This window comes from Vibrio sp. SCSIO 43135, assembly GCF_023716665.1.
GTDB classification, from domain to species: domain Bacteria; phylum Pseudomonadota; class Gammaproteobacteria; order Enterobacterales; family Vibrionaceae; genus Vibrio; species Vibrio paucivorans.
The window spans coordinates 2,808,110-2,830,808 of record NZ_CP071859.1; the positions used below are offsets into that span (position 1 = coordinate 2,808,110).

17 protein-coding genes, 3 tRNA genes and 3 rRNA genes are annotated in these 22,699 nt (G+C 46.4%); 13 read left to right on the forward strand and 10 right to left on the reverse strand.

The window, feature by feature from the left end:
• Positions 1-51: 51 nt before the first annotated feature.
• The 5 genes from J4N42_RS12460 to ruvX all read left to right on the forward strand — a co-directional run bounded on the left by J4N42_RS12460 (position 52) and on the right by ruvX (position 3,635).
• Entirely contained in the window at positions 52-753 is a 702-nt protein-coding gene (locus tag J4N42_RS12460) for an endonuclease (protein ID WP_252028378.1), read from the forward strand.
• A gap of 124 nt (positions 754-877) precedes the next feature.
• Positions 878-1,609, forward strand: a complete 732-nt coding sequence (gene rsmE / locus J4N42_RS12465; protein ID WP_252028380.1) for a 16S rRNA (uracil(1498)-N(3))-methyltransferase — start codon at positions 878-880, stop codon at positions 1,607-1,609.
• 12 nt (positions 1,610-1,621) lie between these two features.
• Positions 1,622-2,569, forward strand: a complete 948-nt coding sequence (gene gshB, locus J4N42_RS12470; RefSeq protein WP_252028382.1) for a glutathione synthase — start codon at positions 1,622-1,624, stop codon at positions 2,567-2,569.
• Positions 2,570-2,616: 47 nt separating this feature from the next.
• The gene (locus J4N42_RS12475) at positions 2,617-3,180 is read left to right on the forward strand and encodes a YqgE/AlgH family protein (RefSeq protein ID WP_252028384.1); all 564 of its coding nucleotides are present in this window, start codon (positions 2,617-2,619) and stop codon (positions 3,178-3,180) included.
• 32 nt (positions 3,181-3,212) lie between these two features.
• Positions 3,213-3,635, forward strand: coding sequence for a Holliday junction resolvase RuvX (ruvX, locus tag J4N42_RS12480; RefSeq protein ID WP_252028386.1), 423 nt, complete (start codon positions 3,213-3,215; stop codon positions 3,633-3,635).
• 66 nt (positions 3,636-3,701) lie between these two features.
• Here ruvX and J4N42_RS12485 read toward each other — a convergent pair whose 3' ends face one another.
• Positions 3,702-4,808 (reverse strand): PilT/PilU family type 4a pilus ATPase, encoded by a 1,107-nt coding sequence (locus tag J4N42_RS12485; protein ID WP_252028389.1) that lies wholly within the window; start codon positions 4,806-4,808, stop codon positions 3,702-3,704.
• 11 nt (positions 4,809-4,819) lie between these two features.
• The gene (locus tag J4N42_RS12490) at positions 4,820-5,857 is read right to left on the reverse strand and encodes a type IV pilus twitching motility protein PilT (protein WP_252028391.1); all 1,038 of its coding nucleotides are present in this window, start codon (positions 5,855-5,857) and stop codon (positions 4,820-4,822) included.
• Positions 5,858-5,882: 25 nt separating this feature from the next.
• Between J4N42_RS12490 and J4N42_RS12495 the strand changes: the two genes are divergently transcribed.
• The 7 genes from J4N42_RS12495 (at position 5,883) to hemW (ending at position 10,663) form a co-directional block, all read left to right on the forward strand.
• A complete protein-coding gene (locus J4N42_RS12495) occupies positions 5,883-6,593 on the forward strand; it encodes a YggS family pyridoxal phosphate-dependent enzyme (RefSeq protein WP_252028393.1) in 711 nt (236 codons plus the stop codon).
• A gap of 43 nt (positions 6,594-6,636) precedes the next feature.
• Entirely contained in the window at positions 6,637-7,455 is an 819-nt protein-coding gene (proC, locus tag J4N42_RS12500) for a pyrroline-5-carboxylate reductase (RefSeq protein WP_252028395.1), read from the forward strand.
• Positions 7,456-7,504: 49 nt separating this feature from the next.
• A complete protein-coding gene (locus J4N42_RS12505) occupies positions 7,505-8,062 on the forward strand; it encodes a YggT family protein (protein WP_252028396.1) in 558 nt (185 codons plus the stop codon).
• A complete protein-coding gene (gene yggU, locus J4N42_RS12510; protein ID WP_252028398.1) occupies positions 8,062-8,352 on the forward strand; it encodes a DUF167 family protein YggU in 291 nt (96 codons plus the stop codon). Before J4N42_RS12505 ends, yggU begins: the two co-directional genes overlap by 1 nt.
• A 72-nt stretch (positions 8,353-8,424) precedes the next feature.
• On the forward strand, positions 8,425-8,856 hold the full coding sequence (locus J4N42_RS12515; protein ID WP_252028400.1) for a DUF4426 domain-containing protein: 432 nt from the start codon (positions 8,425-8,427) through the stop codon (positions 8,854-8,856).
• Between the two features lie 22 nt (positions 8,857-8,878).
• Positions 8,879-9,475, forward strand: coding sequence for an XTP/dITP diphosphatase (locus tag J4N42_RS12520; protein WP_252028402.1), 597 nt, complete (start codon positions 8,879-8,881; stop codon positions 9,473-9,475).
• Between the two features lie 18 nt (positions 9,476-9,493).
• Positions 9,494-10,663 (forward strand): radical SAM family heme chaperone HemW, encoded by a 1,170-nt coding sequence (gene hemW, locus J4N42_RS12525; RefSeq protein WP_252028404.1) that lies wholly within the window; start codon positions 9,494-9,496, stop codon positions 10,661-10,663.
• A gap of 98 nt (positions 10,664-10,761) precedes the next feature.
• On the opposite strand, the gene metH is transcribed toward hemW, so the two are convergent.
• Complete coding sequence (gene metH, locus J4N42_RS12530) at positions 10,762-14,439, reverse strand: methionine synthase (RefSeq protein ID WP_252028406.1); 3,678 nt, start codon at positions 14,437-14,439, stop codon at positions 10,762-10,764.
• A 169-nt stretch (positions 14,440-14,608) separates the two neighbouring features.
• Here metH and J4N42_RS12535 point away from each other — a divergent pair, with 169 nt between their 5' ends.
• Complete coding sequence (locus tag J4N42_RS12535) at positions 14,609-15,913, forward strand: cation:proton antiporter (protein WP_503033599.1); 1,305 nt, start codon at positions 14,609-14,611, stop codon at positions 15,911-15,913.
• An 86-nt stretch (positions 15,914-15,999) separates the two neighbouring features.
• Here the strand turns inward: J4N42_RS12535 and J4N42_RS12540 are convergent, their stop codons facing one another.
• From J4N42_RS12540 to J4N42_RS12570, 7 genes are all read right to left on the reverse strand, one after another.
• Positions 16,000-16,671 (reverse strand): DedA family protein, encoded by a 672-nt coding sequence (locus J4N42_RS12540; RefSeq protein WP_252028410.1) that lies wholly within the window; start codon positions 16,669-16,671, stop codon positions 16,000-16,002.
• A 498-nt stretch (positions 16,672-17,169) separates the two neighbouring features.
• Positions 17,170-17,246: transfer RNA gene (locus J4N42_RS12545), tRNA-Asp, on the reverse strand.
• A gap of 73 nt (positions 17,247-17,319) precedes the next feature.
• Positions 17,320-17,435, reverse strand: a 5S ribosomal RNA gene (gene rrf / locus J4N42_RS12550).
• 89 nt (positions 17,436-17,524) lie between these two features.
• Positions 17,525-20,413 (reverse strand): 23S ribosomal RNA (locus J4N42_RS12555).
• A 291-nt stretch (positions 20,414-20,704) separates the two neighbouring features.
• A tRNA-Ala gene (locus J4N42_RS12560) sits at positions 20,705-20,780 on the reverse strand.
• A 43-nt stretch (positions 20,781-20,823) separates the two neighbouring features.
• Positions 20,824-20,900 (reverse strand) — tRNA-Ile (locus tag J4N42_RS12565).
• Between the two features lie 68 nt (positions 20,901-20,968).
• A 16S ribosomal RNA gene (locus J4N42_RS12570) occupies positions 20,969-22,522 on the reverse strand.
• Together the 16S, 23S and 5S rRNA genes with 3 tRNA genes alongside form the textbook arrangement of a ribosomal RNA operon.
• Between the last annotated feature and the right edge of the window lie 177 nt (positions 22,523-22,699).

Below are 22,699 nucleotides of genomic sequence, written 5' to 3' on the forward strand. Positions count from 1 at the left end.
CTAAATTGCGTGGTAGACTGGCATTCGTCATACTTTTACCACACTCTGTTAATGAAACCTTTTACCATCGCCGTTTTTGGCTCGTTGTTTATTGTTTCACATTTAGCCCTATCTGCGCCTCCATCATCGTTTTACAAGGCCAAAAAAGAAGCGGTTAAAATCTACCAAGATCATCCCAGTAGCTTTTATTGCGGCTGTGACATCCAATGGCAAGGAAGAAAGGGCACTCCAGACTTGGAGTCTTGTGGCTATGAGGTCAGGAAGCAACAAAAGCGTGCATCTAGAATCGAGTGGGAGCATGTCGTCCCAGCTTGGCAATTTGGTCATCAGCGCCAATGCTGGCAGCAAGGAGGGAGGAAAAACTGCACCAAGAACGACACCGTATTTCGTTCAATGGAGGCGGATCTACACAACTTAACGCCGACGATTGGTGAAGTGAACGGCGATCGCTCCAATTACAATTTCAGTCAGTGGAATGGTACACAAGGTGTCAGTTATGGTCGCTGTGAGATGCAAGTGAACTTCAAACAGCGCAAAGTGATGCCACCCGATAGAGCAAAAGGTTCCATTGCCCGGACCTACCTGTATATGAGTCAGGAGTATGGTTTCCTGTTATCTTCTCAACAAACCAACTTAATGACAGCCTGGAACAAGCAATACCCGGTCGATGAATGGGAATGTGAACGCGATAGACGCATCCAAAAGATTCAAGGCAATCACAACCCATTTGTCTATGAACGCTGCAACCCATAACACGGACATCAAGAGATTCAATCTCACGCGTTGAATCTCTTCTTCTGCCCTTGTTTTTTTACCTTAAAGCATCCATGTTAGTCTCTAAACATTCTCTAACTGTTTGCTGGAATTTCAAAAAATCATGCGCATCCCAAGAATTTATCACCCTGAAACTATCCACCAACTAGGCACGCTTGCTTTGAGTGATGATGCCGCAGGTCACATTGGCCGAGTGCTACGCATGAAAGAAGGCCAAGACGTGCTGTTGTTTGATGGCAGTGGTGCCGAGTTTCCAGCCACCATCAGTTCTGTAGGAAAGAAAAACGTAGATGTGAACATCACCGAGCGTATTGAACGCAGTTCAGAGTCACCGCTCGACCTACATCTTGGCCAAGTCGTGTCGCGCGGCGATAAGATGGAGTTTACTATCCAGAAATCTGTTGAGCTGGGCGTAAACACGATTACCCCACTCATCTCAGAGCGTTGCGGCGTAAAGCTCGATCAGAAACGTTTTGAAAAGAAGTTGGCTCAATGGCAAAAAATTGCAATCAGCGCGTGTGAGCAGTGCGGCCGTAATACTGTACCTGTCATTAGACCTATCATGCAGTTAGAACAATGGTGTGCAGAGCAAACCGACGCGCTCAAGCTTAACCTGCACCCTAGAGCAAAGTATTCCATTAATACCCTACCTACTCCTATCGAAAAAGTACGCTTACTGATTGGCCCAGAAGGTGGCCTGTCAGAGCAAGAGATCGATATGACACAAGACTATCAGTTTGAAGAGACGTTGCTGGGCCCACGTGTACTACGAACCGAAACAGCGGCTCTCACCGCAATTACCGCCCTTCAAGTTCGCTTTGGCGATCTTGGCTAACCGGAGAAGATCATGATTAAACTTGGCATCGTAATGGATCCAATTTCATCCATTAACATTAAGAAAGACTCTAGCTTCGCGATGATGCTTGAAGCACAGCGCCGTGGCTATGAAATCCACTACATGGAAATGAATGATCTACACTTAGATCAAGGTGTCGCAGTAGCTGATACTAAAGTGGTTGAGCTGAAAGAAGATCCGGCAAACTGGTATCAATTTAAGTCAGAGCAAACGATCGAACTCTCTGAGCTAGACGCGGTATTAATGCGTAAAGATCCTCCATTCGATACAGAGTACATTTACGCGACTTACATATTAGAGCGTGCCGAAGAACAAGGCACCCTGATCGTTAATAAACCACAAAGCTTACGTGACTGTAACGAAAAACTATTTACGGCGTGGTTCCCAGAATTAACGCCGACCACAATCGTTACGCGTAAAGCAGAAAAGATCAAAGCATTCCGTGAACAGCATGGTGACGTGATCTTGAAGCCATTAGATGGCATGGGAGGTGCATCAATCTTCCGAGTGAAAGAAAATGATCCTAATGTGTCGGTGATTATTGAAACGCTCACCAACCATGGTCAGAACTACGCCATGGCGCAAACATTCGTTCCTGACATCAGCAACGGTGACAAGCGCATACTCGTAGTAGACGGTGAACCAATGCCTTACTGCCTAGCTCGTATCCCGGCAAAAGGGGAAACTCGCGGCAACTTAGCGGCAGGTGGCACTGGCGAAGCGAGACCGCTCAGTGAAACAGACTTAAAAATCGCCCAAGCGGTAGCTCCAACATTAAAAGAAAAGGGCCTTATCTTTGTAGGCTTAGACGTAATTGGCGACAAATTAACAGAGATCAACGTGACTAGCCCGACCTGTATTCGTGAAATCGAGGCCGCGTTTGATGTTTCTATTACTGGTAAGTTAATGGACGCGATTGAGCGTCGTCTAAAAAATTAGCTTCATTTAGGCGGGGAAGCCCGCCTCCTTAATCATTTGGAGTCGCTATGAACCTAACCAACCACTTCTTAGTTGCTATGCCGGGAATGAAAGACCCGTACTTCAAGAACAGTGTTATTTATGTTTGTGAGCACAATGAAGAAGGCGCGATGGGGCTAATGATCAATGCACCTATCGATATTACCGTCGCTGGGATGTTGGAACGAGTCGACATTCAGCCTGTTCATCCCCAACTGCATACTGAGAGCCTAGAGAAACCCGTGTTAAACGGTGGGCCGGTATCTGAAGATCGCGGCTTTATACTCCATCAACCGAAAGATCGGTACGAATCGAGTATCCAAATGACCGATGAAATTTCTGTGACGACTTCTAAAGATATTCTCTCGGTGCTAGGTACTGAAGCGGAACCAAACAGCTACATTATCGCACTTGGCTATTCGGGCTGGGAAGCCGGGCAACTGGAAACCGAACTAGCCGAGAACTCCTGGCTGACGATTGAAGCGGATCCTGACGTTATTTTTAACACGCCTATCCGCGAGCGTTGGCGTACCGCTGTACAAATGCTGGGGATCGACGCCGCACAGCTATCAACACAAACAGGTCACGCATAGCTCTCGCTGTATAATCAAAATAAAGGCACACCATGTCCAGAACTATCATGGCTTTCGATTTCGGCACCAAAAGCATCGGCAGTGCAATTGGTCAAGAAATCACAGGAACGGCTTCACCATTGAAAGCCTTTAAAGCCAACGATGGCATTCCCAATTGGGATGATATCGAAAAGCAAATTAAAGAATGGCAACCAAACATGTTGGTTGTAGGGCTTCCAACCGACTTATACGGCAAAGATCTTGAGTCTATTACGCCCAGAGCAAGGAAGTTTGCCAAGCGACTTCAAGGTCGCTACGGATTACCTGTAGAACTGCATGATGAGCGTCTATCGACAACAGAAGCTCGCTCAGATTTATTCAATATGGGGGGTTACAAAGCGCTTTCAAAAGGCAACGTCGATTGCCAATCTGCCGTCGTTATCTTAGAAAGCTGGTTTGAAGCACAATACGGCTAAGCAAGCCTCACAAAATAGAGAAGGGTTGGTAACGTACCAACCCTTTTTATCATCCAAAGCTTGTGGCTAGTCCATATCTATCTTCACATTGGTGAGTGAGCCAGAATCGTAGCTCTCACCACGCTGAGTCTTTAACATCAGACGTAAATCATTTGCTGAGTCAGCACTGTGCAACGCATCTTGTTCACTGATTTTACCCTCGACCACCAGCTGATAGAGCGCTTGATCAAACGTCTGCATACCCACCTCTTTCGATTTAGCCATCGTCGTTTTTAATTCATGTAGATCACCCCGGCGAATTAAATCAGAGACTCGAGGACTGTTTAGCAATAATTCAAACACCCCATGACGACCTTGGCCATTCTTGTCGCGGATAAGTTGCTGCCCTACTACCCCTTTTAGGTTCATCGACAAATCAAACAAGAACTGCTCTTTTTGCTCTTTAGGAACAAGGTGGAGAATCCGTTCTAACGCTTGATTGGCGTTGTTAGCATGCAGCGTTGCCATACATAGGTGGCCCGTTTCGGCAAACGTCATGGCGTATTCCATCGTCTCTCGACTACGGATCTCACCAATTAGAATCATATCAGGAGCTTGGCGCAAAGAGTTCTTAAGCGCCACTTCATAGCTTTCAGTATCCAACCCAACCTCTCTCTGAGTGACGATGCAGCGCTGGTGCTGGTGCACGAACTCAATGGGATCTTCAACGGTAAGAATATGCCCAGTTCGATGTTGATTACGATAACCCGTCATTGCCGCCATCGTCGTAGATTTACCAGAGCCCGTCGCTCCAACAACCAACACTAGCCCACGTTTAGCTATGGCCAAATCTTGCAGCGTTTCAGGTAATTTGAGCTCTTCAAAGGTTGGGATATTGGTTTCAATGCGGCGTATTACCGCCCCCGGCAACTCACGTTGAAAAAATGCACTGACACGAAAGCGTCCACTATCGCGAACCACGGCAAAATTAGATTCGCGAGTTTGCTTAAAGCTTTCTCGACGATCATCATCCATCATAGCATTGAGAAAGCGAGTAACCTGCCCCTCGTTCAGTTTGTCTCCTTGAGCTCTGAGTTCCCCGTCTACTCGGAACAGGATTGGGGCATCGACCGTTAAATAGAGATCCGATGCTTTAAGCTCGATCATCTGTTGTAAGCACTGATTCAAATCCATGAGGTTTCTCTCTAAAACGGTGAAGACTCGATTTCTATTTTCTTCTCAACTTCTTGGACATCCACAAGACCTTGAGCCATTAATTTCTTCGCATTTTGCTCCATCGTTTGCATGCCGTGAGCCGCACCGGTTTGAATGATGGAGTACATCTGTGCCACTTTGTCTTCACGTACAAGGTTTCGAATCGCAGGTGTCGCTAGCATAATCTCATGACAAGCGACTCGGCCTCCACCTACACGCTTGAGAAGCTTCTGCGCAATCACAGCACGCATCGACTCCGACAACATAGATCGCACCATATCTTTATCACTACCCGGAAATACATCAATAATACGGTCGATGGTTTTCGCCGCTGAACTGGTATGCAGCGTACCAAAAACTAAGTGACCTGTTTCAGCAGCCGTCAGTGCTAAGCTAATGGTTTCTTGATCTCGTAGCTCACCTACCAGAATAACATCGGGATCCTCACGTAATGCGCTACGTAGCGCATTTTTGAAACTATGGGTATCTCTGTGTACTTCACGTTGGTTCACCAAACATTTATTGTTGGTATGAACAAACTCAATCGGGTCTTCGATGGTAAGAATGTGTTTATTGTGGTGACGGTTAATGTAGTCCACCATCGCGGCCAGCGTGGTTGATTTACCCGAACCCGTAGGCCCCGTGACCAACACTAGCCCTTTTTCATAATTGGCAATTTTTTCAAAGATCTCTGGCGCATCGATCTGCTCTAAGGTAGGAATCTCAACCGGAATGGTTCGAAATACGGCAGAGCAGCCACGGGATTGGTTAAAGGCATTCACCCTAAAACGGCCCACATTAGGCAACTCAAACGAAAAGTCGACTTCCAGCTTTTCCTCGAACTCACTACGTTGAGCGTCATTCATGATCTCAAAAACTAAACGGTGAACATCGGCATGGCTAAAAGCTGGTACTCCAAGCTTTCTTACTTCACCATCTATACGTACCATAGGCGGTACACCAGCAGAAAGATGTAGATCTGAAGCATTATGCTTTACACTAAAATCCAGTAACTCAGCGATATCCATTTAATTTCCTTACGTATAAGTAGCTATGAGTAGTATTCAACAAAACATTGAACATATCACCTCACAGATTGAAAGCGCACAACAAAAGTGTGGACGACCTCGAGACTCGGTGCAACTTTTAGCGGTGAGTAAAACTAAGCCTAATGAAGCAATTCTGGAAGCGGCACAGGCAGGCCAGCGTGCCTTTGGCGAGAACTACGTTCAAGAAGGCGTAGAGAAAGTTCAGCATTTCAATCAACATCACGCTGATATCGATATTGAATGGCACTTCATCGGCCCTATTCAATCGAATAAAACCCGCCATGTTGCAGAACACTTTGCTTGGGTGCACACAGTAGATCGAGCAAAAACAGCTCAGCGTCTGAACGACCAACGCCCTGAACATATGCCTGCTATCCAAGTACTTATTCAGGTAAACACCAGTGGTGAAGCCAGTAAGTCAGGCGCAACTGATGCAGAAGTTTTTGAGCTAGCAGAGTTGATTTCTAGCCTACCGAACCTCACGTTAAGAGGGTTGATGTCTATTCCTGCTAACGTTTCTGACTATCAGTCTCAGCTGAGTGCATTCAAGCAGTTAGCAGAACTCAAAGACAAACTCGCAAAGCAATATCCTGATATTAATACTTTATCAATGGGAATGAGTGGCGATATGGATGCAGCGATTGAAGCTGGCAGTACCATGGTTCGTATTGGTACAGCAATATTCGGTGCACGCGATTATAGCGGTAAAGCTTAGCAATAGCGGGAACCACACGCTTAACAAAAGGATCAAACGACCAATGGAACACAAGAAGATTGCCTTTATTGGCGCGGGAAATATGGTTAAGGCTATTGTTTCCGGGCTTATTGCCGATGGCTACCCTGCTGAACTTATCACAGCGACAGCGCCATCAGAGACTCGACGCTTACCTCTTGAACAAGCCTACGGCATTCGCACCACCAGCAATAATGAAGTCGCCGCTCAAGAAGCCGATGTAGTGGTACTATCGGTCAAGCCGCAAATGATGGAAGAGGTGACGAAACCTCTACAAAGCATCGACTTTTCTGGCAAGCTTGTTATCTCCATTGCGGCCGGAATTCATAGCTCACGCTACGATGAAATGCTAAACAGCACATTAAATTTGGTACGCGTGATGCCAAATACTCCGTCTCAGATTGGGCTTGGCATGAGCGGGCTTTATGCTGCACAACATGTTCCAGTGGAAGATAAAAACTTTGCTGAGCAGTTGATGAATGCGGTAGGTAAAGTATGCTGGGTTGAGAACGAGTCTGGTATCAATAATGTGATTGCAGCTGCGGGAAGTGCTCCTGCGTATTTCTTCCTATTTATGGAGGCAATGCAGGCAGAAGCTATCGCTCAAGGCTTCGATGTAGAAACGGCACGCAATCTAGTGCAACAATCAGCACTAGGAGCAGCGAGCATGGTAGCCGCGAGCCCTGACACAGAACTTTCAACGCTACGTGAGCAAGTGACCTCAAAGGGTGGTACCACAGCAGAAGCGCTGCGCACATTCAATGAACATCAATTATCCGATATTGTTGCGAAAGCGATGCAAGCTGCAGTCTCTCGCGCAGAAGAAATGGAAAAGTTATTTTAATTTTGTCCAACCCAGTAAACTTGGACACAACCTGTATTAAGGGCTCCTTATGAATTCAATGAGTTTTCTGATATCCACACTTTTTGATCTCTACATTATGGTCGTGATCTTACGCATCTGGCTTCAAGCTGCGCGTGCGGATTTCTATAACCCATTCTCTCAATTTATCGTCAAAGCGACTCAACCTATTGTAGGCCCGCTTCGCCGTGTGATTCCGTCAATCGGCAGTCTCGACCTAGCCACAGTTCTGTTCGCGTACGTGCTGTGTGTTCTAAAGTTCGTCGCACTTATCTTTATCGCCTCTAGCGGTTCGGTAAGCTTCAGTGCCGATTTCCTATTCCTAGGCTTATTGTCACTGCTTAAAGCTGCAGGCGGGTTACTCTTCTGGGTACTACTTATTCGTGCAATTCTTAGCTGGGTAAGCCAAGGTCGCAGTCCTATCGAATACGTTTTCCACCAGCTAACAGAGCCAATGCTAGCGCCGATTCGTCGTATCATTCCTGCTATGGGTGGCTTCGATTTAAGTGTGTTAGTGTTATTTATTGCCCTGCAATTTGCTAACTTCCTAATGGGCGACCTTATTGGTCCAATGTGGTTTAGGCTGTAATGGCGCTAGCGGCTTGGAAGGACGGTTCAGATATCCTGCTCCGTCTATACATTCAGCCAAAAGCGAGCCGCGATAAAATTGTTGGACTCCATGGTGACGAATTAAAAGTCGCCATTACTGCTCCTCCTGTAGATGGAAAAGCCAACGCGCATTTGAGCAAATACTTAGCTAAACAATTTAAAGTCGCGAAAGGACTTATCACCATAGAGAAAGGCGAGCTAGGTCGACATAAACAGATCCGAGTTCAAACACCCAGCCAAATACCTACAGAAATCGAAGCCATCTTATGATGGCTTTTCATTTATTTACGATAAGATATCCCCATAACGAAGCAAAAAATAACAACATACAAAGGAAGCCCTATGAACAAATGGATCACCCTAATTCTGGTAAGTTTTCTGGCACTCCCAACTTGGGCAGGTCAGTTCAAAACCATCAAGGATGTTGAAGTTCATTACTCTGCATTTAACTCCACTTTTCTTACCCCACAAGTTGCTCGTAGCTACCAACTAAAAAGAAATGGCTACTCTGCAATTATTAACATCAGTGTGCTTGATAACTCTCAGGCAGGGAAACCAGCAACAGAAGCTAACATTACCGGTCATAGCCGTAACCTGATCGGCAATACTCGTGAACTATCCTTTAAACAAGTCAAAGAAGGTGATGCGATTTACTATTTAGCTGAGCTGCCAATTTCCAATGAGGAAACCCTCACCTTCGATCTCGACATTAATGCTGGAAACAAAGGCACGGGTAAACTAAAGTTCAGCCAAAAGTTTTACGTTGAAGAATAGACTTCTACTAAAGAGAATCTCGATGAACAAGATAGTACTTGCAACAGGTAACCAAGGAAAAGTCCGTGAAATGGCGGATCTCCTTTCTGAATTTGGCTTTGACGTTGTCGCGCAAAGCGAATATTCCGTGTCAGAAGTCGCGGAAACTGGCACTACATTTATTGAAAATGCCATTATCAAAGCCCGCCACGCAGCCAAAGAAACCGGCTTGCCTGCTATTGCCGATGATTCAGGGTTAGAAGTGGATTACCTAAAAGGTGCGCCAGGGATCTACTCTGCTCGCTTCGCAGGAGAAAAGGCAACCGACCAGCAAAATTTAGAAAAACTGCTCAAAGAGATGGAAGGCGTACCGAGCGAACAACGCAGTGCTCGTTTTCATTGTGTGTTGGTTTTGATGCGCCATGAGCATGATCCAACACCGATTGTATGCCATGGGAAATGGGAAGGTCAGATCCTAGAACAAGCTCAAGGTGACAATGGCTTTGGTTATGATCCGGTATTTTTTGTACCTGAAGATAACTGTGCGTCTGCACAATTGGAGCCAGCCCGTAAGAAACAGCTATCACACCGTGGCAAAGCACTGAGCAAGCTATTCGCTACTTTGTCAGAGCAAGTATAATCGTTGGCAAAATTGACGATGTTAAAACCACCTAAACTCAGCCTTTATGTACACATCCCATGGTGTGTACAAAAGTGCCCATACTGTGATTTCAATTCACACGCTTTAAAAGCAGATATTCCAGAACAACAATATATTGACGCGCTACTTGAAGATCTCGATACCGATATCGAAAAGTATCAGCTAAACGACAATCCACGTAAATTGCATTCAATATTCATCGGTGGCGGAACCCCAAGCCTTATATCAGCTCAAGGCATAGAGAAGCTTCTAAACGGCATTGAAACTCGAATTGGCTTTGAGCCCAATATCGAAATCACAATGGAAGCAAACCCCGGTACCGTCGAAGCTGAACGCTTTAAAGGCTACCAAAAGGCGGGAGTGACGCGAATCTCGATTGGCGTTCAGAGTTTTGAACAGCAAAAACTCGACAAGCTAGGACGTATCCATGGCCAACAAGAAGCGGTAAATGCCGCCCAGCTTGCTCATACAATCGGACTCAACAGTTTCAACTTAGACTTAATGCACGGCTTACCTGATCAAACAATCGAACAAGCCCTAGCTGATTTAGACAAAGCGATTGAACTCAATCCCCCTCACCTATCATGGTATCAGCTCACCATTGAGCCGAATACGATGTTTTACTATAAGACACCGACGCTACCCGACGACGATGATTTATGGGATATCTTCGAGCAAGGGCATAAAAAGCTCGCAGATGCTGGCTATGTGCAATACGAGATTTCAGGATATAGCAAACCAGATTTTCAGTGTCGCCATAACTTAAATTACTGGCGCTTTGGCGATTACCTAGGCATTGGTTGTGGCTCACATGGCAAGCTGAGCTTTGCTGACGGCCGGATTGTCCGTACCACAAAGGTCAAACATCCACGTGGCTATCTCGCTGCTTATCAAAATATGGTGAAGCCGTATCTTTCAGATGAATTTATCGTAGCCAACCAAGATCGGCCTTTTGAGTTTTTCATGAACCGTTTTCGCTTGATGGAAGCCTGCCCTAAGCAAGATTTTATCGATACAACGGGCTTAGAGTTTGATGCTATCCAGTCGACTATTGAATGGGCGATAGAGAAGCGATACCTCAATGAGAGTGAAACACACTGGCAGATCACCGAGAAAGGTAAGCTGTTTCTCAATGATCTACTGGAAGCCTTTATGGCTGAAGAATAACTCAACTCATTGCTATATATGCTTAGAATAAAACCATAGACGAAAAAAGGTTAGCGTCACGCTAACCTTTTTTGATCCTGAAACTATCTTGATCCTAATTAGTTCATATTAGGACCGAGCCATTTCTCAGCTTCGAGCAGATCCCAACCTTTACGATCAGCGTAACTCTCAACCTGATCCTGCTGGATCTGTGCGATCGCAAAGTAACGCGAGTCTGGATGCGAGAAATACCAGCCGGATACCGAAGCCCCAGGGTACATCGCATAGCTTGAGGTTAGCGTCATACCAATCGTCTCTTCTACCTTCATTAAGTCCCAGAGCGGGCCTTTTTCAGTATGTTCTGGACAAGCAGGATACCCCGGAGCAGGACGAATACCTTGGTACTTCTCTCGAATCAATTCTTCGTTCGATAGGTTTTCATCTGCGGCATAGCCCCAAATGTCTTTACGAACACGCTCATGCAAACACTCAGCAAACGCTTCTGCTAAGCGGTCCGCGACAGCTTGAATCATGATTGCGTTGTAATCATCACCTTGCGCTTTATACGCATCGGCCAACTCACGCTCATTAATACCACCAGTTACGGCAAACGCTCCAATCCAATCTTTCTTACCAGAGTCTTTCGGCGCAATGTAATCAGATAAACAGTAATTAAAGCCTTTTGGCTTTTCAGTTTGCTGACGTAAGTTATGAAGAACTTTAGCGACTTCAGTACGAGACTCATCGGTGTAAACTTCAATGTCATCACCAACGCTCGCAGCGGGGAATAATGCACACATACCACGTGCTTTCATTAGACCTTCTTTCTCTACTCGATCGAGTAGTTCATTTGCGTCTTTAAAGAGTCGTTGAGCTTCTTCACCGACTTCTTCATGGTCGAAGATCGCAGGGTATTTACCCACTAGCGACCAAGTCATGAAAAATGGTGTCCAGTCGATATATTTACGCAGTGTCGAGATATCAAAGTCATCAAACACATGCACACCCGGCTTAACTGGTACAGGCGGTGTGTAAGCATTCCAATCAATCGAAACTTTGTTTGCTCGAGCTTGCTCTAAGGTAACAGGCTTAGTGCGAGGCTTTTTACGGTTATGTTGGTCACGAACACGCTCATAGTCCGCATCTAGCTTTTCTACAAACGCTGGACGAAGCTCATCAGAAAGCAGGGAAGTACACACTCCAACAGCACGAGAGGCATTGTTGACATACACCACAGGATTCTTGTAATTCTGCTCAATTTTCACAGCTGTGTGAGCTTTTGAAGTTGTCGCACCACCAATTAACAGAGGCAGGTTGAAATCAAGACGTTCCATCTCTTTTGCAACGTGAACCATCTCATCTAGTGATGGCGTAATCAGGCCTGAAAGCCCGATGATATCTACGTTCTCTTCTTGAGCTACTTTCAAGATTTTCTCGCACGGAACCATTACACCAAGGTCGATGATCTCGTAGTTATTACATTGGAGAACAACACCAACAATGTTCTTACCGATATCGTGAACATCCCCTTTCACCGTTGCCAGTAGTATCTTACCGTTGGAAGAACCAGCTTGCTTTTCCTTGTTAATGAACGGCTCTAAGTGAGCTACAGCCTGTTTCATTACGCGTGCAGATTTCACTACTTGAGGCAGGAACATCTTACCTTCACCAAATAAGTCACCGACCACGTTCATACCGTCCATTAGAGGGCCCTCAATAACCTCTAGTGGCTTAGATGCATTAACACGCGCCTCTTCAGTATCTTCAACAATGAACTCTGTAATACCTTTTACTAACGCGTGCTCTAAACGTTTCTCTACTGGCCATGTGCGCCATTCAAGTGCCGATGCATCATCTTCTTTGCCAACACCTTTACCAGCGTATTCCGCGGCGATATCAAGCAAGCGTTCAGTCGCATCATCACGACGGTTTAAGACCACATCCTCTACTGCTTCACGAAGTTTGTCGGGAACGTTGTCATAGATCTCAAGCTGACCTGCGTTAACGATCCCCATATCCATACCATTCTTAAAACAGTGGTAAAGGAAAACGGCGTGAATCGCTTCGCGAACATAGTTGTTGCCTCGGAAAGAGAACGACACGTTCGACACACCACCTGAAATCATCGCATGAGGTAAGTCACGTTTGATATCGGCAACAGCCTCGATGAAATCTACAGCGTAGTTGTTGTGCTCTTCAATTCCCGTCGCGACTGCAAAGATATTTGGATCGAAGATAATGTCTTCTGGTGGGAAGCCAACTTCATCAACTAGAATTCGGTATGCGTTAGTACAGATTTCTAGTTTACGTTCACGTGTTTCTGCTTGGCCTACTTCGTCGAATGCCATAACGATAACTGCAGCACCATAACGGCGGATCAGTTTTGCTTGCTCTACAAACTTTTCCTTCCCTTCTTTCAGTGAGATCGAGTTAACGATGCCTTTGCCTTGGATACATTTCAGGCCAGCTTCAATCACTTCCCACTTAGAAGAGTCCACCATGATTGGCACTTTGGAAATTTCAGGTTCTGAGGCACATAGGTTCAAGAATCGAACCATACACGCTTCAGCATCAAGCATGCCTTCATCCATATTGATATCGATGATCTGGGCGCCATTCTCAACTTGCTGGCGTGCGACTTCTAGCGCTTCATCATAAAGCTCTTCTTTAATCAGGCGCTTGAAGCGAGCAGAACCGGTCACATTGGTACGTTCACCAACATTAATAAACAGAGTCTCTTTTTCTATGGTCAGTGGCTCAAGACCGGACAGACGGCAAGCCGTTACTAGCTCAGGTTGCTTACGTGGTTGAACACTCTCTACAGCGTCCGCCATATGACGAATATGTTCTGGCGTGGTACCACAACAACCACCAATCAAGTTTAGGAAGCCGCTTTCTGCCCATTCTTTAACGTGAACAGCCATATCCTCTGGTGACAAATCGTACTCACCGAAAGCATTAGGTAAGCCCGCATTAGGGTGAGCCGATACAAACGACTCAGAAATGCGTGACAACTCTTCGACATAAGGGCGCAGTTCATCCGGTCCCAATGCACAGTTAAGGCCAAATGAAATAGGGTTAACGTGGCGCAATGAGTTGTAAAACGCTTCCGTTGTTTGACCTGATAGCGTTCTTCCCGATGCATCGGTAATCGTACCTGAGATCATCACAGGCAGACTAATGCCTAGCTCCTCGAAAACCGAATCAACGGCAAACGCACAAGCTTTAGCATTTAGGGTATCGAAAATAGTCTCAATAAGGATGAGGTCTGAGCCGCCTTTAATTAACGCTCTAGTAGACTCGGAATATGCAGTAACAAGTTCATCAAAGCTAACATTTCGATAGCCAGGGTCATTCACATCTGGAGAGATCGAACATGTTCGGTTTGTTGGGCCTAATACACCTGCAACATAACGCGGTTTTTCTGGTGTTTTCGCGGTCCATTCGTCGGCTGCTTCACGTGCTAACTTGGCCGCCGCATAGTTAATCTCTTCACTCAGGCTTTCCATATCATAGTCAGCCATCGCTATGGTGGTTGCATTGAATGTGTTGGTTTCAAGAATATCTGCACCTGCTTCTAAGTATTGCAGGTGAATATCTTTAATTAATTTAGGCTGAGATAGGACTAATAGATCATTGTTACCTTTTAAATCACAATGCCAATCCGCAAAGCGCTCACCACCATAATCTTGCTCTTCTAATTTGTAATCTTGGATCATGGTGCCCATACCACCATCAATCAATAAGATACGTTGCTTTAATTGAGCTTCAATCTGTTGCCTTACATTACTTCCCACAGTACAGCCTCATTCCTTTAGTTATCGCTCCATCCTATCACACATTAAAAAGGAGTCTAGACGTCTAAACGAGGAAATTGATTACTTAGCCATGACAAAAAAGTGTTTGCTATTTGAGCATAGTAGGCAGAAAATCCCTATTCATATTTTGTTACATACTGAGAATATAATGTCGGTCTACTACACGCTTTGCTTCCTCTCAGCAGCAGCCATGCTGATTGCTTTCGTAAACAGCAAAATTGGTAAGATGCAAACAACCATTGCGATTACAGCAGGTTCGATGATGCTATCGCTACTCATCTTAGTTGCGGGCCAAAATGATTGGTTTCACCTCACTGAGATTGCCTCTGATACAGTAGCGAGTATTAACTTTGAAGACTTCCTACTAAAAGGGATACTAGGCTTTCTTCTATTTGCTGGCGGCCTAGGAATCAAGCTTCCTAACCTTAAAGATCAAAGATGGGAAATTACTGTATTAGCGCTCGGGGCAACATTATTCTCGACTTTCTTCATCGGATTTGCGCTTTACTGGTTCTGTCAGTTGATTGGAATCCAATTCGACCTTATCTATTGTTTACTGTTTGGTGCACTGATTTCACCAACTGACCCAATAGCCGTGTTAGCGATCGTAAAAAAGTTGGACGCACCAAAACGTATCTCCACACAGATAGAGGGCGAGTCTTTATTTAATGATGGTTTCGGACTAGTAATCTTTGTCACTATCTTCACGATTGCTTTTGGGACTGAAGCTCCAACAGTCGGCAGCGTAACACTACTATTCATTCAGGAAGCCATTGGTGGTATCGCCTATGGTTTTGTTCTTGGCTTAGTGTTCCATTATTTAATCAGTTCAACCGATGACCACTCGATGGAGTTACTACTTACGATTGGCATTCCCACGGCAGGGTATGCATTTGCTGAAGTGCTTCACGTTTCAGGGCCGCTAGCTATGGTGGTATCAGGCATTATGATAGGTAACTGGACTCGCTTTATTGGCTTTTCAAAGGAAAGTGAGGATCACTTAGACCATTTCTGGGAACTGGTCGATGAGTTTCTTAATGGCGTGCTGTTCCTTCTCATCGGCATGTCAATGCTACTGTTCGAATTCCATAAAGAAGACTGGATTCTAATGGCCTTTTCTATCCCGCTGGTTTTGTCAGCTCGATATCTTAGTGTGTTCATTTCCTACATTGGGTTTAAACGCTACCGAAACTACAACCCTTGGTCGGTAAAAATCCTAACTTGGGGTGGGCTCCGTGGCGGCCTAGCACTAGCGATGGCGCTATCTATTCCATCAGGTGTATGGGTTATTCAAGACAAGCTGATAGACGTAAAAGAAATCGTCTTAGTTATGACCTACTCAGTCGTTGTGTTCTCGATACTAGTGCAGGGATCAACCATCACACCAATGATAGAGAAAGCAAAGCGATCTCAGAAGGAACTGGACGCTGAAGAACCAGAATTAGAAGAGTAGCGCCCTGTAGTCCCCACTAAAGTAAAAAGGCAGCTGAATTTAGCTGCCTTTTTTGCCATTCATCCATCGTACATTTACGACAGAGATTATTCTAAGCTTGCAGAGGATCTAGATGCGGCTTTTCTTACCTTCAAAGCGATTAGACTGGATAACGCTATTCCTAAAGTGATAATAGGTGCAGCCATCAAGAAAGCCGTCACATAACGGCTAATTGCCTCGGGAAGTTGAGGCAATAGCATTCCCAACGTACATAATAGTAATGTCCACAACGTTGCACTAAGCCAGGAGAAGTACTGAAATCTGCACGCTTTATGCTCACGTATACCCATTACTAACGGTAATAGAGATCGTACTACTGGGATAAACCGTGCACAAAACAAAGCAACCAATCCATGCCTGTTAAGCAAACTATCCACTTGATCCATTCTTTTTGAAGGGACCGCATTAACCCAACTTTGGACTTTTGGCAGTCGATTGAGCCATAAACCTTGTATATATCCAACCCAGCTTCCGGTTGCTGCACATACCGTGATAACAAGTAACGTTGCAATAGGATCAAGCACACCAACAGCGGCAAGCGTTCCAGATAACACAACCACGCTATCACAAGGGAAAGGAGCAGCTGGTATAAAACCACTTTCCAAAAAGATTAGCATGCCAACAATTATGTATATAAGGGACTCGCTCTGCGCAGCTTGTAATAGAGTGAAATCTTGATGCCATAGAGCCGTTATCACCGAAATAACGCCGTCCAACATGTCACTATCCTTTGCTAGATATTCTACAGTTCCTTTTTGTATATCTCACTCAACGCTATGACAAATCCTATTTTGAATCGTCAAGATTAGTATGGTTAAAACTATGCTGAGAGATGAGGAGGGCTTTCGTTTTCTATATATTAACGGGACTTAATGTAGTGAAGCGATACAGTACTAATTTCTTAACCTCAGGAAAGCTTTAACGACAATTGATCCCGAGTTTCCTAGTTCACAAGAATTTTCAAACATTCAGGTGAAGTAGCACACCTGGCAGGAAAACTAGATCTTCAGAAACGGGAAAAGCCCAGTTCTTCGACTGGGCTTATAGATGCCGGAATGGGTAAGACTCAAATCTCAGCCCCCTGCGTGATAGGCCATATTCTTCTCAGTATGGCCTAACCAACTGAACCACCGTTCACTCTAAGTTGGTAACTCGCTATTTTTATTTGCTCCAAATACAAAAAGACCTCAGCATTTCTGCTGAGGTCTCGAAATAAATGGCGGAGTGGACGGGACTCGAACCCGCGACCCCCGGCGTGACAGGCCGGTATTCTAACCAACTGAACTACCACTCCGCAGTGGTATCACTCGCCTTAGCAAGTGTCCATCTTTTGTCTTCACTTTTTAAAAAGTGAAAATAAAATTAAAGCCTGGCGATGTCCTACTCTCACATGGGGAAGCCCCACACTACCATCGGCGCTATTGCGTTTCACTTCTGAGTTCGGCATGGAATCAGGTGGGTCCACAACGCTATGGTCGCCAAGCAAATTCTTAATTCGGAAAACTGATTTTAAGCTCTAGTTATACACATTCAATGTTCTATTTGAGTCCATCAAAACCCCTTGGGTGTTGTATGGTTAAGCCTCACGGGCAATTAGTACAGGTTAGCTCAACGCCTCACAACGCTTACACACCCTGCCTATCAACGTTCTAGTCTCGAACAACCCTTTAGGACGCTTAAAGCGCCAGGGAAGACTCATCTCAGGGCTCGCTTCCCGCTTAGATGCTTTCAGCGGTTATCGATTCCGAACTTAGCTACCGGGCAATGCGTCTGGCGACACAACCCGAACACCAGAGGTTCGTCCACTCCGGTCCTCTCGTACTAGGAGCAGCCCCCTTCAATCTTCCAACGCCCACGGCAGATAGGGACCGAACTGTCTCACGACGTTCTAAACCCAGCTCGCGTACCACTTTAAATGGCGAACAGCCATACCCTTGGGACCGACTTCAGCCCCAGGATGTGATGAGCCGACATCGAGGTGCCAAACACCGCCGTCGATATGAACTCTTGGGCGGTATCAGCCTGTTATCCCCGGAGTACCTTTTATCCGTTGAGCGATGGCCCTTCCATACAGAACCACCGGATCACTATGACCTGCTTTCGCACCTGCTCGAATTGTCATTCTCGCAGTCAAGCGGGCTTATGCCATTGCACTAACCTCACGATGTCCAACCGTGATTAGCCCACCTTCGTGCTCCTCCGTTACTCTTTGGGAGGAGACCGCCCCAGTCAAACTACCCACCAGGCACTGTCCTCAACCCAGATAATGGGTCTAAGTTAGAACATCAAACATACAAGGGTGGTATTTCAAGGATGGCTCCAACGATACTGGCGTACCGTCTTCAAAGCCTCCCACCTATCCTACACATGTAGGCTCAATGTTCAGTGCCAAGCTGTAGTAAAGGTTCACGGGGTCTTTCCGTCTAGCCGCGGGTACACTGCATCTTCACAGCGATTTCAATTTCACTGAGTCTCGGGTGGAGACAGCGTGGCCATCATTACGCCATTCGTGCAGGTCGGAACTTACCCGACAAGGAATTTCGCTACCTTAGGACCGTTATAGTTACGGCCGCCGTTTACCGGGGCTTCGATCAAGAGCTTCGACCGAAGTCTAACCCCATCAATTAACCTTCCGGCACCGGGCAGGCGTCACACCGTATACGTCATCTTACGATTTTGCACAGTGCTGTGTTTTTAATAAACAGTTGCAGCCACCTGGTATCTGCGACTCTCAATAGCTCCATCCGCAAGGGACTTCACCGTCAAGAGCGTACCTTCTCCCGAAGTTACGGTACCATTTTGCCTAGTTCCTTCACCCGAGTTCTCTCAAGCGCCTTGGTATTCTCTACCCGACCACCTGTGTCGGTTTGGGGTACGATTCCTTACAATCTGAAGCTTAGAGGCTTTTCCTGGAAGCATGGCATCAATGACTTCACTACCGTAGTAGCTCGACATCGTGTCTCAGCCTTAAAAAGAGCCGGATTTACCTAACTCTTAAGCCTACGCACTTGAACCTGGACAACCGTCGCCAGGCCCACCTAGCCTTCTCCGTCCCCCCATCGCAATTGTAAGAAGTACGGGAATATTAACCCGTTTCCCATCGACTACGCCTTTCGGCCTCGCCTTAGGGGTCGACTTACCCTGCCCCGATTAACGTTGGACAGGAACCCTTGGTCTTCCGGCGAGGAGGTTTTTCACCCCCTTTATCGTTACTCATGTCAGCATTCGCACTTCTGATACCTCCAGCAGGCTTTACAACCCACCTTCAACGGCTTACAGAACGCTCCCCTACCCAATGCATAAATCGCATTGCCGCAGCTTCGGTGTATAGCTTAGCCCCGTTACATCTTCCGCGCAGGCCGACTCGACTAGTGAGCTATTACGCTTTCTTTAAATGATGGCTGCTTCTAAGCCAACATCCTAGCTGTCTAAGCCTTCCCACATCGTTTCCCACTTAGCTATACTTTGGGACCTTAGCTGGCGGTCTGGGTTGTTTCCCTCTCCACGACGGACGTTAGCACCCGCCGTGTGTCTCCCGGATAGTACTTACTGGTATTCGGAGTTTGCAAAGGGTTGGTAAGTCGGGATGACCCCCTAGCCTTAACAGTGCTCTACCCCCAGTAGTATTCGTCCGAGGCTCTACCTAAATAGATTTCGGGGAGAACCAGCTATCTCCAGGTTTGATTGGCCTTTCACCCCTAGCCACAAGTCATCCGCTAATTTTTCAACATTAGTCGGTTCGGTCCTCCAGTTGATGTTACTCAACCTTCAACCTGCCCATGGCTAGATCACCTGGTTTCGGGTCTATATCCAGAAACTCGACGCCCAGTTAAGACTCGATTTCTCTACGGCTCCCCTAATCGGTTAACCTTGCTACTGAATATAAGTCGCTGACCCATTATACAAAAGGTACGCAGTCACACCACGAAGGTGCTCCTACTGCTTGTACGTACACGGTTTCAGGTTCTATTTCACTCCCCTCACAGGGGTTCTTTTCGCCTTTCCCTCACGGTACTGGTTCACTATCGGTCAGTCAGTAGTATTTAGCCTTGGAGGATGGTCCCCCCATATTCAGACAGGATATCACGTGTCCCGCCCTACTCGATTTCACTGATTATGATGTGTCGGTTACGGGGCTATCACCCTGTATCGCGAGACTTTCCAGACTCTTCACCTGCATCATTAAAAGCTTAAGGGCTAATCCAATTTCGCTCGCCGCTACTTTCGGAATCTCGGTTGATTTCTACTCCTCCGGGTACTTAGATGTTTCAGTTCCCCGGGTTCGCCCTGTTAACCTATGTATTCAGTTAACAGTAACTGCTTATGCAGTTGGGTTTCCCCATTCGGAAATCCCAGACTCAAATGGTTTTTACTACCTAATCTGGGCTTATCGCAAGTTAATACGTCCTTCATCGCCTCTGACTGCCAAGGCATCCACCGTGTACGCTTAGTCACTTAACCATACAACCCGAAGGGGTCTTTACGTATGGCAAACAACCAAGGTGTGTCTCTCATTATTTGAATGAGCGAGAGACATTCGATTTTGCCGGACTCAAATATGAATAACTCGAAAGTTATTCCCAAGAACACTTGAATGTGTGTTGGTACCTACATCTCTAAGAGACATAGGATTTGAGAACTTTTATTTGAATAACATCAATCAAATGTTATTCGTCAGCTTTCCAAATTGTTAAAGAGCTAGATTCATTTAAGAACCATTTTTAAAAACACTATCGCTAATGCGCTTAAAGATGGTGGAGCTAAGCAGGATCGAACTGCTGACCTCCTGCGTGCAAGGCAGGCGCTCTCCCAGCTGAGCTATAGCCCCATCAAGGTGTCGATACTATCAGCCAATCCCCTGGGAGGAAGATTGGTGGGTCTGAGTGGACTTGAACCACCGACCTCTCGCTTATCAGGCGAACGCTCTAACCACCTGAGCTACAGACCCAGTATCGTCTCTTAAACTTTTTTAAACCATATCAATCTGTGTGAACACTCATCGCAATAATCATCGTATAAGGAGGTGATCCAGCCCCAGGTTCCCCTAGGGCTACCTTGTTACGACTTCACCCCAGTCATGAACCACAAAGTGGTGAGCGTCCTCCCGAAGGTTAAACTACCCACTTCTTTTGCAGCCCACTCCCATGGTGTGACGGGCGGTGTGTACAAGGCCCGGGAACGTATTCACCGTAGCATTCTGATCTACGATTACTAGCGATTCCGACTTCATGGAGTCGAGTTGCAGACTCCAATCCGGACTACGACGCACTTTTTGGGATTCGCTGACCATCGCTGGCTCGCCGCCCTCTGTATGCGCCATTGTAGCACGTGTGTAGCCCTACTCGTAAGGGCCATGATGACTTGACGTCGTCCCCACCTTCCTCCGGTTTATCACCGGCAGTCTCCCTGGAGTTCCCGACATTACTCGCTGGCAAACAAGGATAAGGGTTGCGCTCGTTGCGGGACTTAACCCAACATTTCACAACACGAGCTGACGACAGCCATGCAGCACCTGTCTCAGAGTTCCCGAAGGCACCAATCCATCTCTGGAAAAGTTCTCTGGATGTCAAGAGTAGGTAAGGTTCTTCGCGTTGCATCGAATTAAACCACATGCTCCACCGCTTGTGCGGGCCCCCGTCAATTCATTTGAGTTTTAATCTTGCGACCGTACTCCCCAGGCGGTCTACTTAACGCGTTAGCTCCGAAAGCCACGGCTCAAGGCCACAACCTCCAAGTAGACATCGTTTACGGCGTGGACTACCAGGGTATCTAATCCTGTTTGCTCCCCACGCTTTCGCATCTGAGTGTCAGTATCTGTCCAGGGGGCCGCCTTCGCCACCGGTATTCCTTCAGATCTCTACGCATTTCACCGCTACACCTGAAATTCTACCCCCCTCTACAGTACTCTAGTGAACCAGTTTCAAATGCAGTTCCGAGGTTGAGCCCCGGGCTTTCACATCTGACTTAATCCACCACCTGCATGCGCTTTACGCCCAGTAATTCCGATTAACGCTCGCACCCTCCGTATTACCGCGGCTGCTGGCACGGAGTTAGCCGGTGCTTCTTCTGCAGCTAACGTCAAACACCAAGAGTATTAATCTTAATGCCTTCCTCACTGCTGAAAGTGCTTTACAACCCGAAGGCCTTCTTCACACACGCGGCATGGCTGCATCAGGCTTTCGCCCATTGTGCAATATTCCCCACTGCTGCCTCCCGTAGGAGTCTGGACCGTGTCTCAGTTCCAGTGTGGCTGATCATCCTCTCAGACCAGCTAGGGATCGTCGCCTTGGTGAGCCATTACCTCACCAACTAGCTAATCCCACCTAGGCGTATCCAATAGCGCAAGGCCCGAAGGTCCCCTGCTTTGCTCCGAAGAGGTTATGCGGTATTAGCCATCGTTTCCAATGGTTATCCCCCTCTACTGGGCAACTTCCTAGGCATTACTCACCCGTCCGCCGCTCGACGCCGTTAACGTTCCCCGAAGGTTCAGTTAACTCGTTTCCGCTCGACTTGCATGTGTTAGGCCTGCCGCCAGCGTTCAATCTGAGCCATGATCAAACTCTTCAATTTAAGATTTTGTCGGCTCAATGAATACTGAACATTACATAAAGTAATGTTTGAATTGACTGTGCTGAATCCGAAGATTCAATGGTCACTTCGTTTCATTGAAACCTAATTTGAAACCGAAGTTTCTAATTGGATTATCATCAACGAGTGCCCACACAGATTGATAGGTTTAAATTGTTA

Bases quoted from the DNA above. Each gene is read 5' to 3' on its own strand.
- J4N42_RS12535 (WP_503033599.1), top strand. From the start codon at position 14,609: ATGTCGGTCTACTACACGCTTTGCTTCCTCTCAGCAGCAGCCATGCTG.
- J4N42_RS12460 (WP_252028378.1), top strand. From the start codon at position 52: ATGAAACCTTTTACCATCGCCGTTTTTGGCTCGTTGTTTATTGTTTCA.
- ruvX (WP_252028386.1), top strand. From the start codon at position 3,213: ATGTCCAGAACTATCATGGCTTTCGATTTCGGCACCAAAAGCATCGGC.
- gshB (WP_252028382.1), top strand. From the start codon at position 1,622: ATGATTAAACTTGGCATCGTAATGGATCCAATTTCATCCATTAACATT.
- J4N42_RS12485 (WP_252028389.1), bottom strand. From the start codon at position 4,808: ATGGATTTGAATCAGTGCTTACAACAGATGATCGAGCTTAAAGCATCG.
- yggU (WP_252028398.1), top strand. From the start codon at position 8,062: ATGGCGCTAGCGGCTTGGAAGGACGGTTCAGATATCCTGCTCCGTCTA.
- J4N42_RS12520 (WP_252028402.1), top strand. From the start codon at position 8,879: ATGAACAAGATAGTACTTGCAACAGGTAACCAAGGAAAAGTCCGTGAA.
- J4N42_RS12540 (WP_252028410.1), bottom strand. From the start codon at position 16,671: ATGTTGGACGGCGTTATTTCGGTGATAACGGCTCTATGGCATCAAGAT.
- proC (WP_252028395.1), top strand. From the start codon at position 6,637: ATGGAACACAAGAAGATTGCCTTTATTGGCGCGGGAAATATGGTTAAG.
- hemW (WP_252028404.1), top strand. From the start codon at position 9,494: ATGTTAAAACCACCTAAACTCAGCCTTTATGTACACATCCCATGGTGT.
- J4N42_RS12490 (WP_252028391.1), bottom strand. From the start codon at position 5,857: ATGGATATCGCTGAGTTACTGGATTTTAGTGTAAAGCATAATGCTTCA.
- J4N42_RS12495 (WP_252028393.1), top strand. From the start codon at position 5,883: ATGAGTAGTATTCAACAAAACATTGAACATATCACCTCACAGATTGAA.
- J4N42_RS12515 (WP_252028400.1), top strand. From the start codon at position 8,425: ATGAACAAATGGATCACCCTAATTCTGGTAAGTTTTCTGGCACTCCCA.
- rsmE (WP_252028380.1), top strand. From the start codon at position 878: ATGCGCATCCCAAGAATTTATCACCCTGAAACTATCCACCAACTAGGC.
- J4N42_RS12475 (WP_252028384.1), top strand. From the start codon at position 2,617: ATGAACCTAACCAACCACTTCTTAGTTGCTATGCCGGGAATGAAAGAC.
- J4N42_RS12505 (WP_252028396.1), top strand. From the start codon at position 7,505: ATGAATTCAATGAGTTTTCTGATATCCACACTTTTTGATCTCTACATT.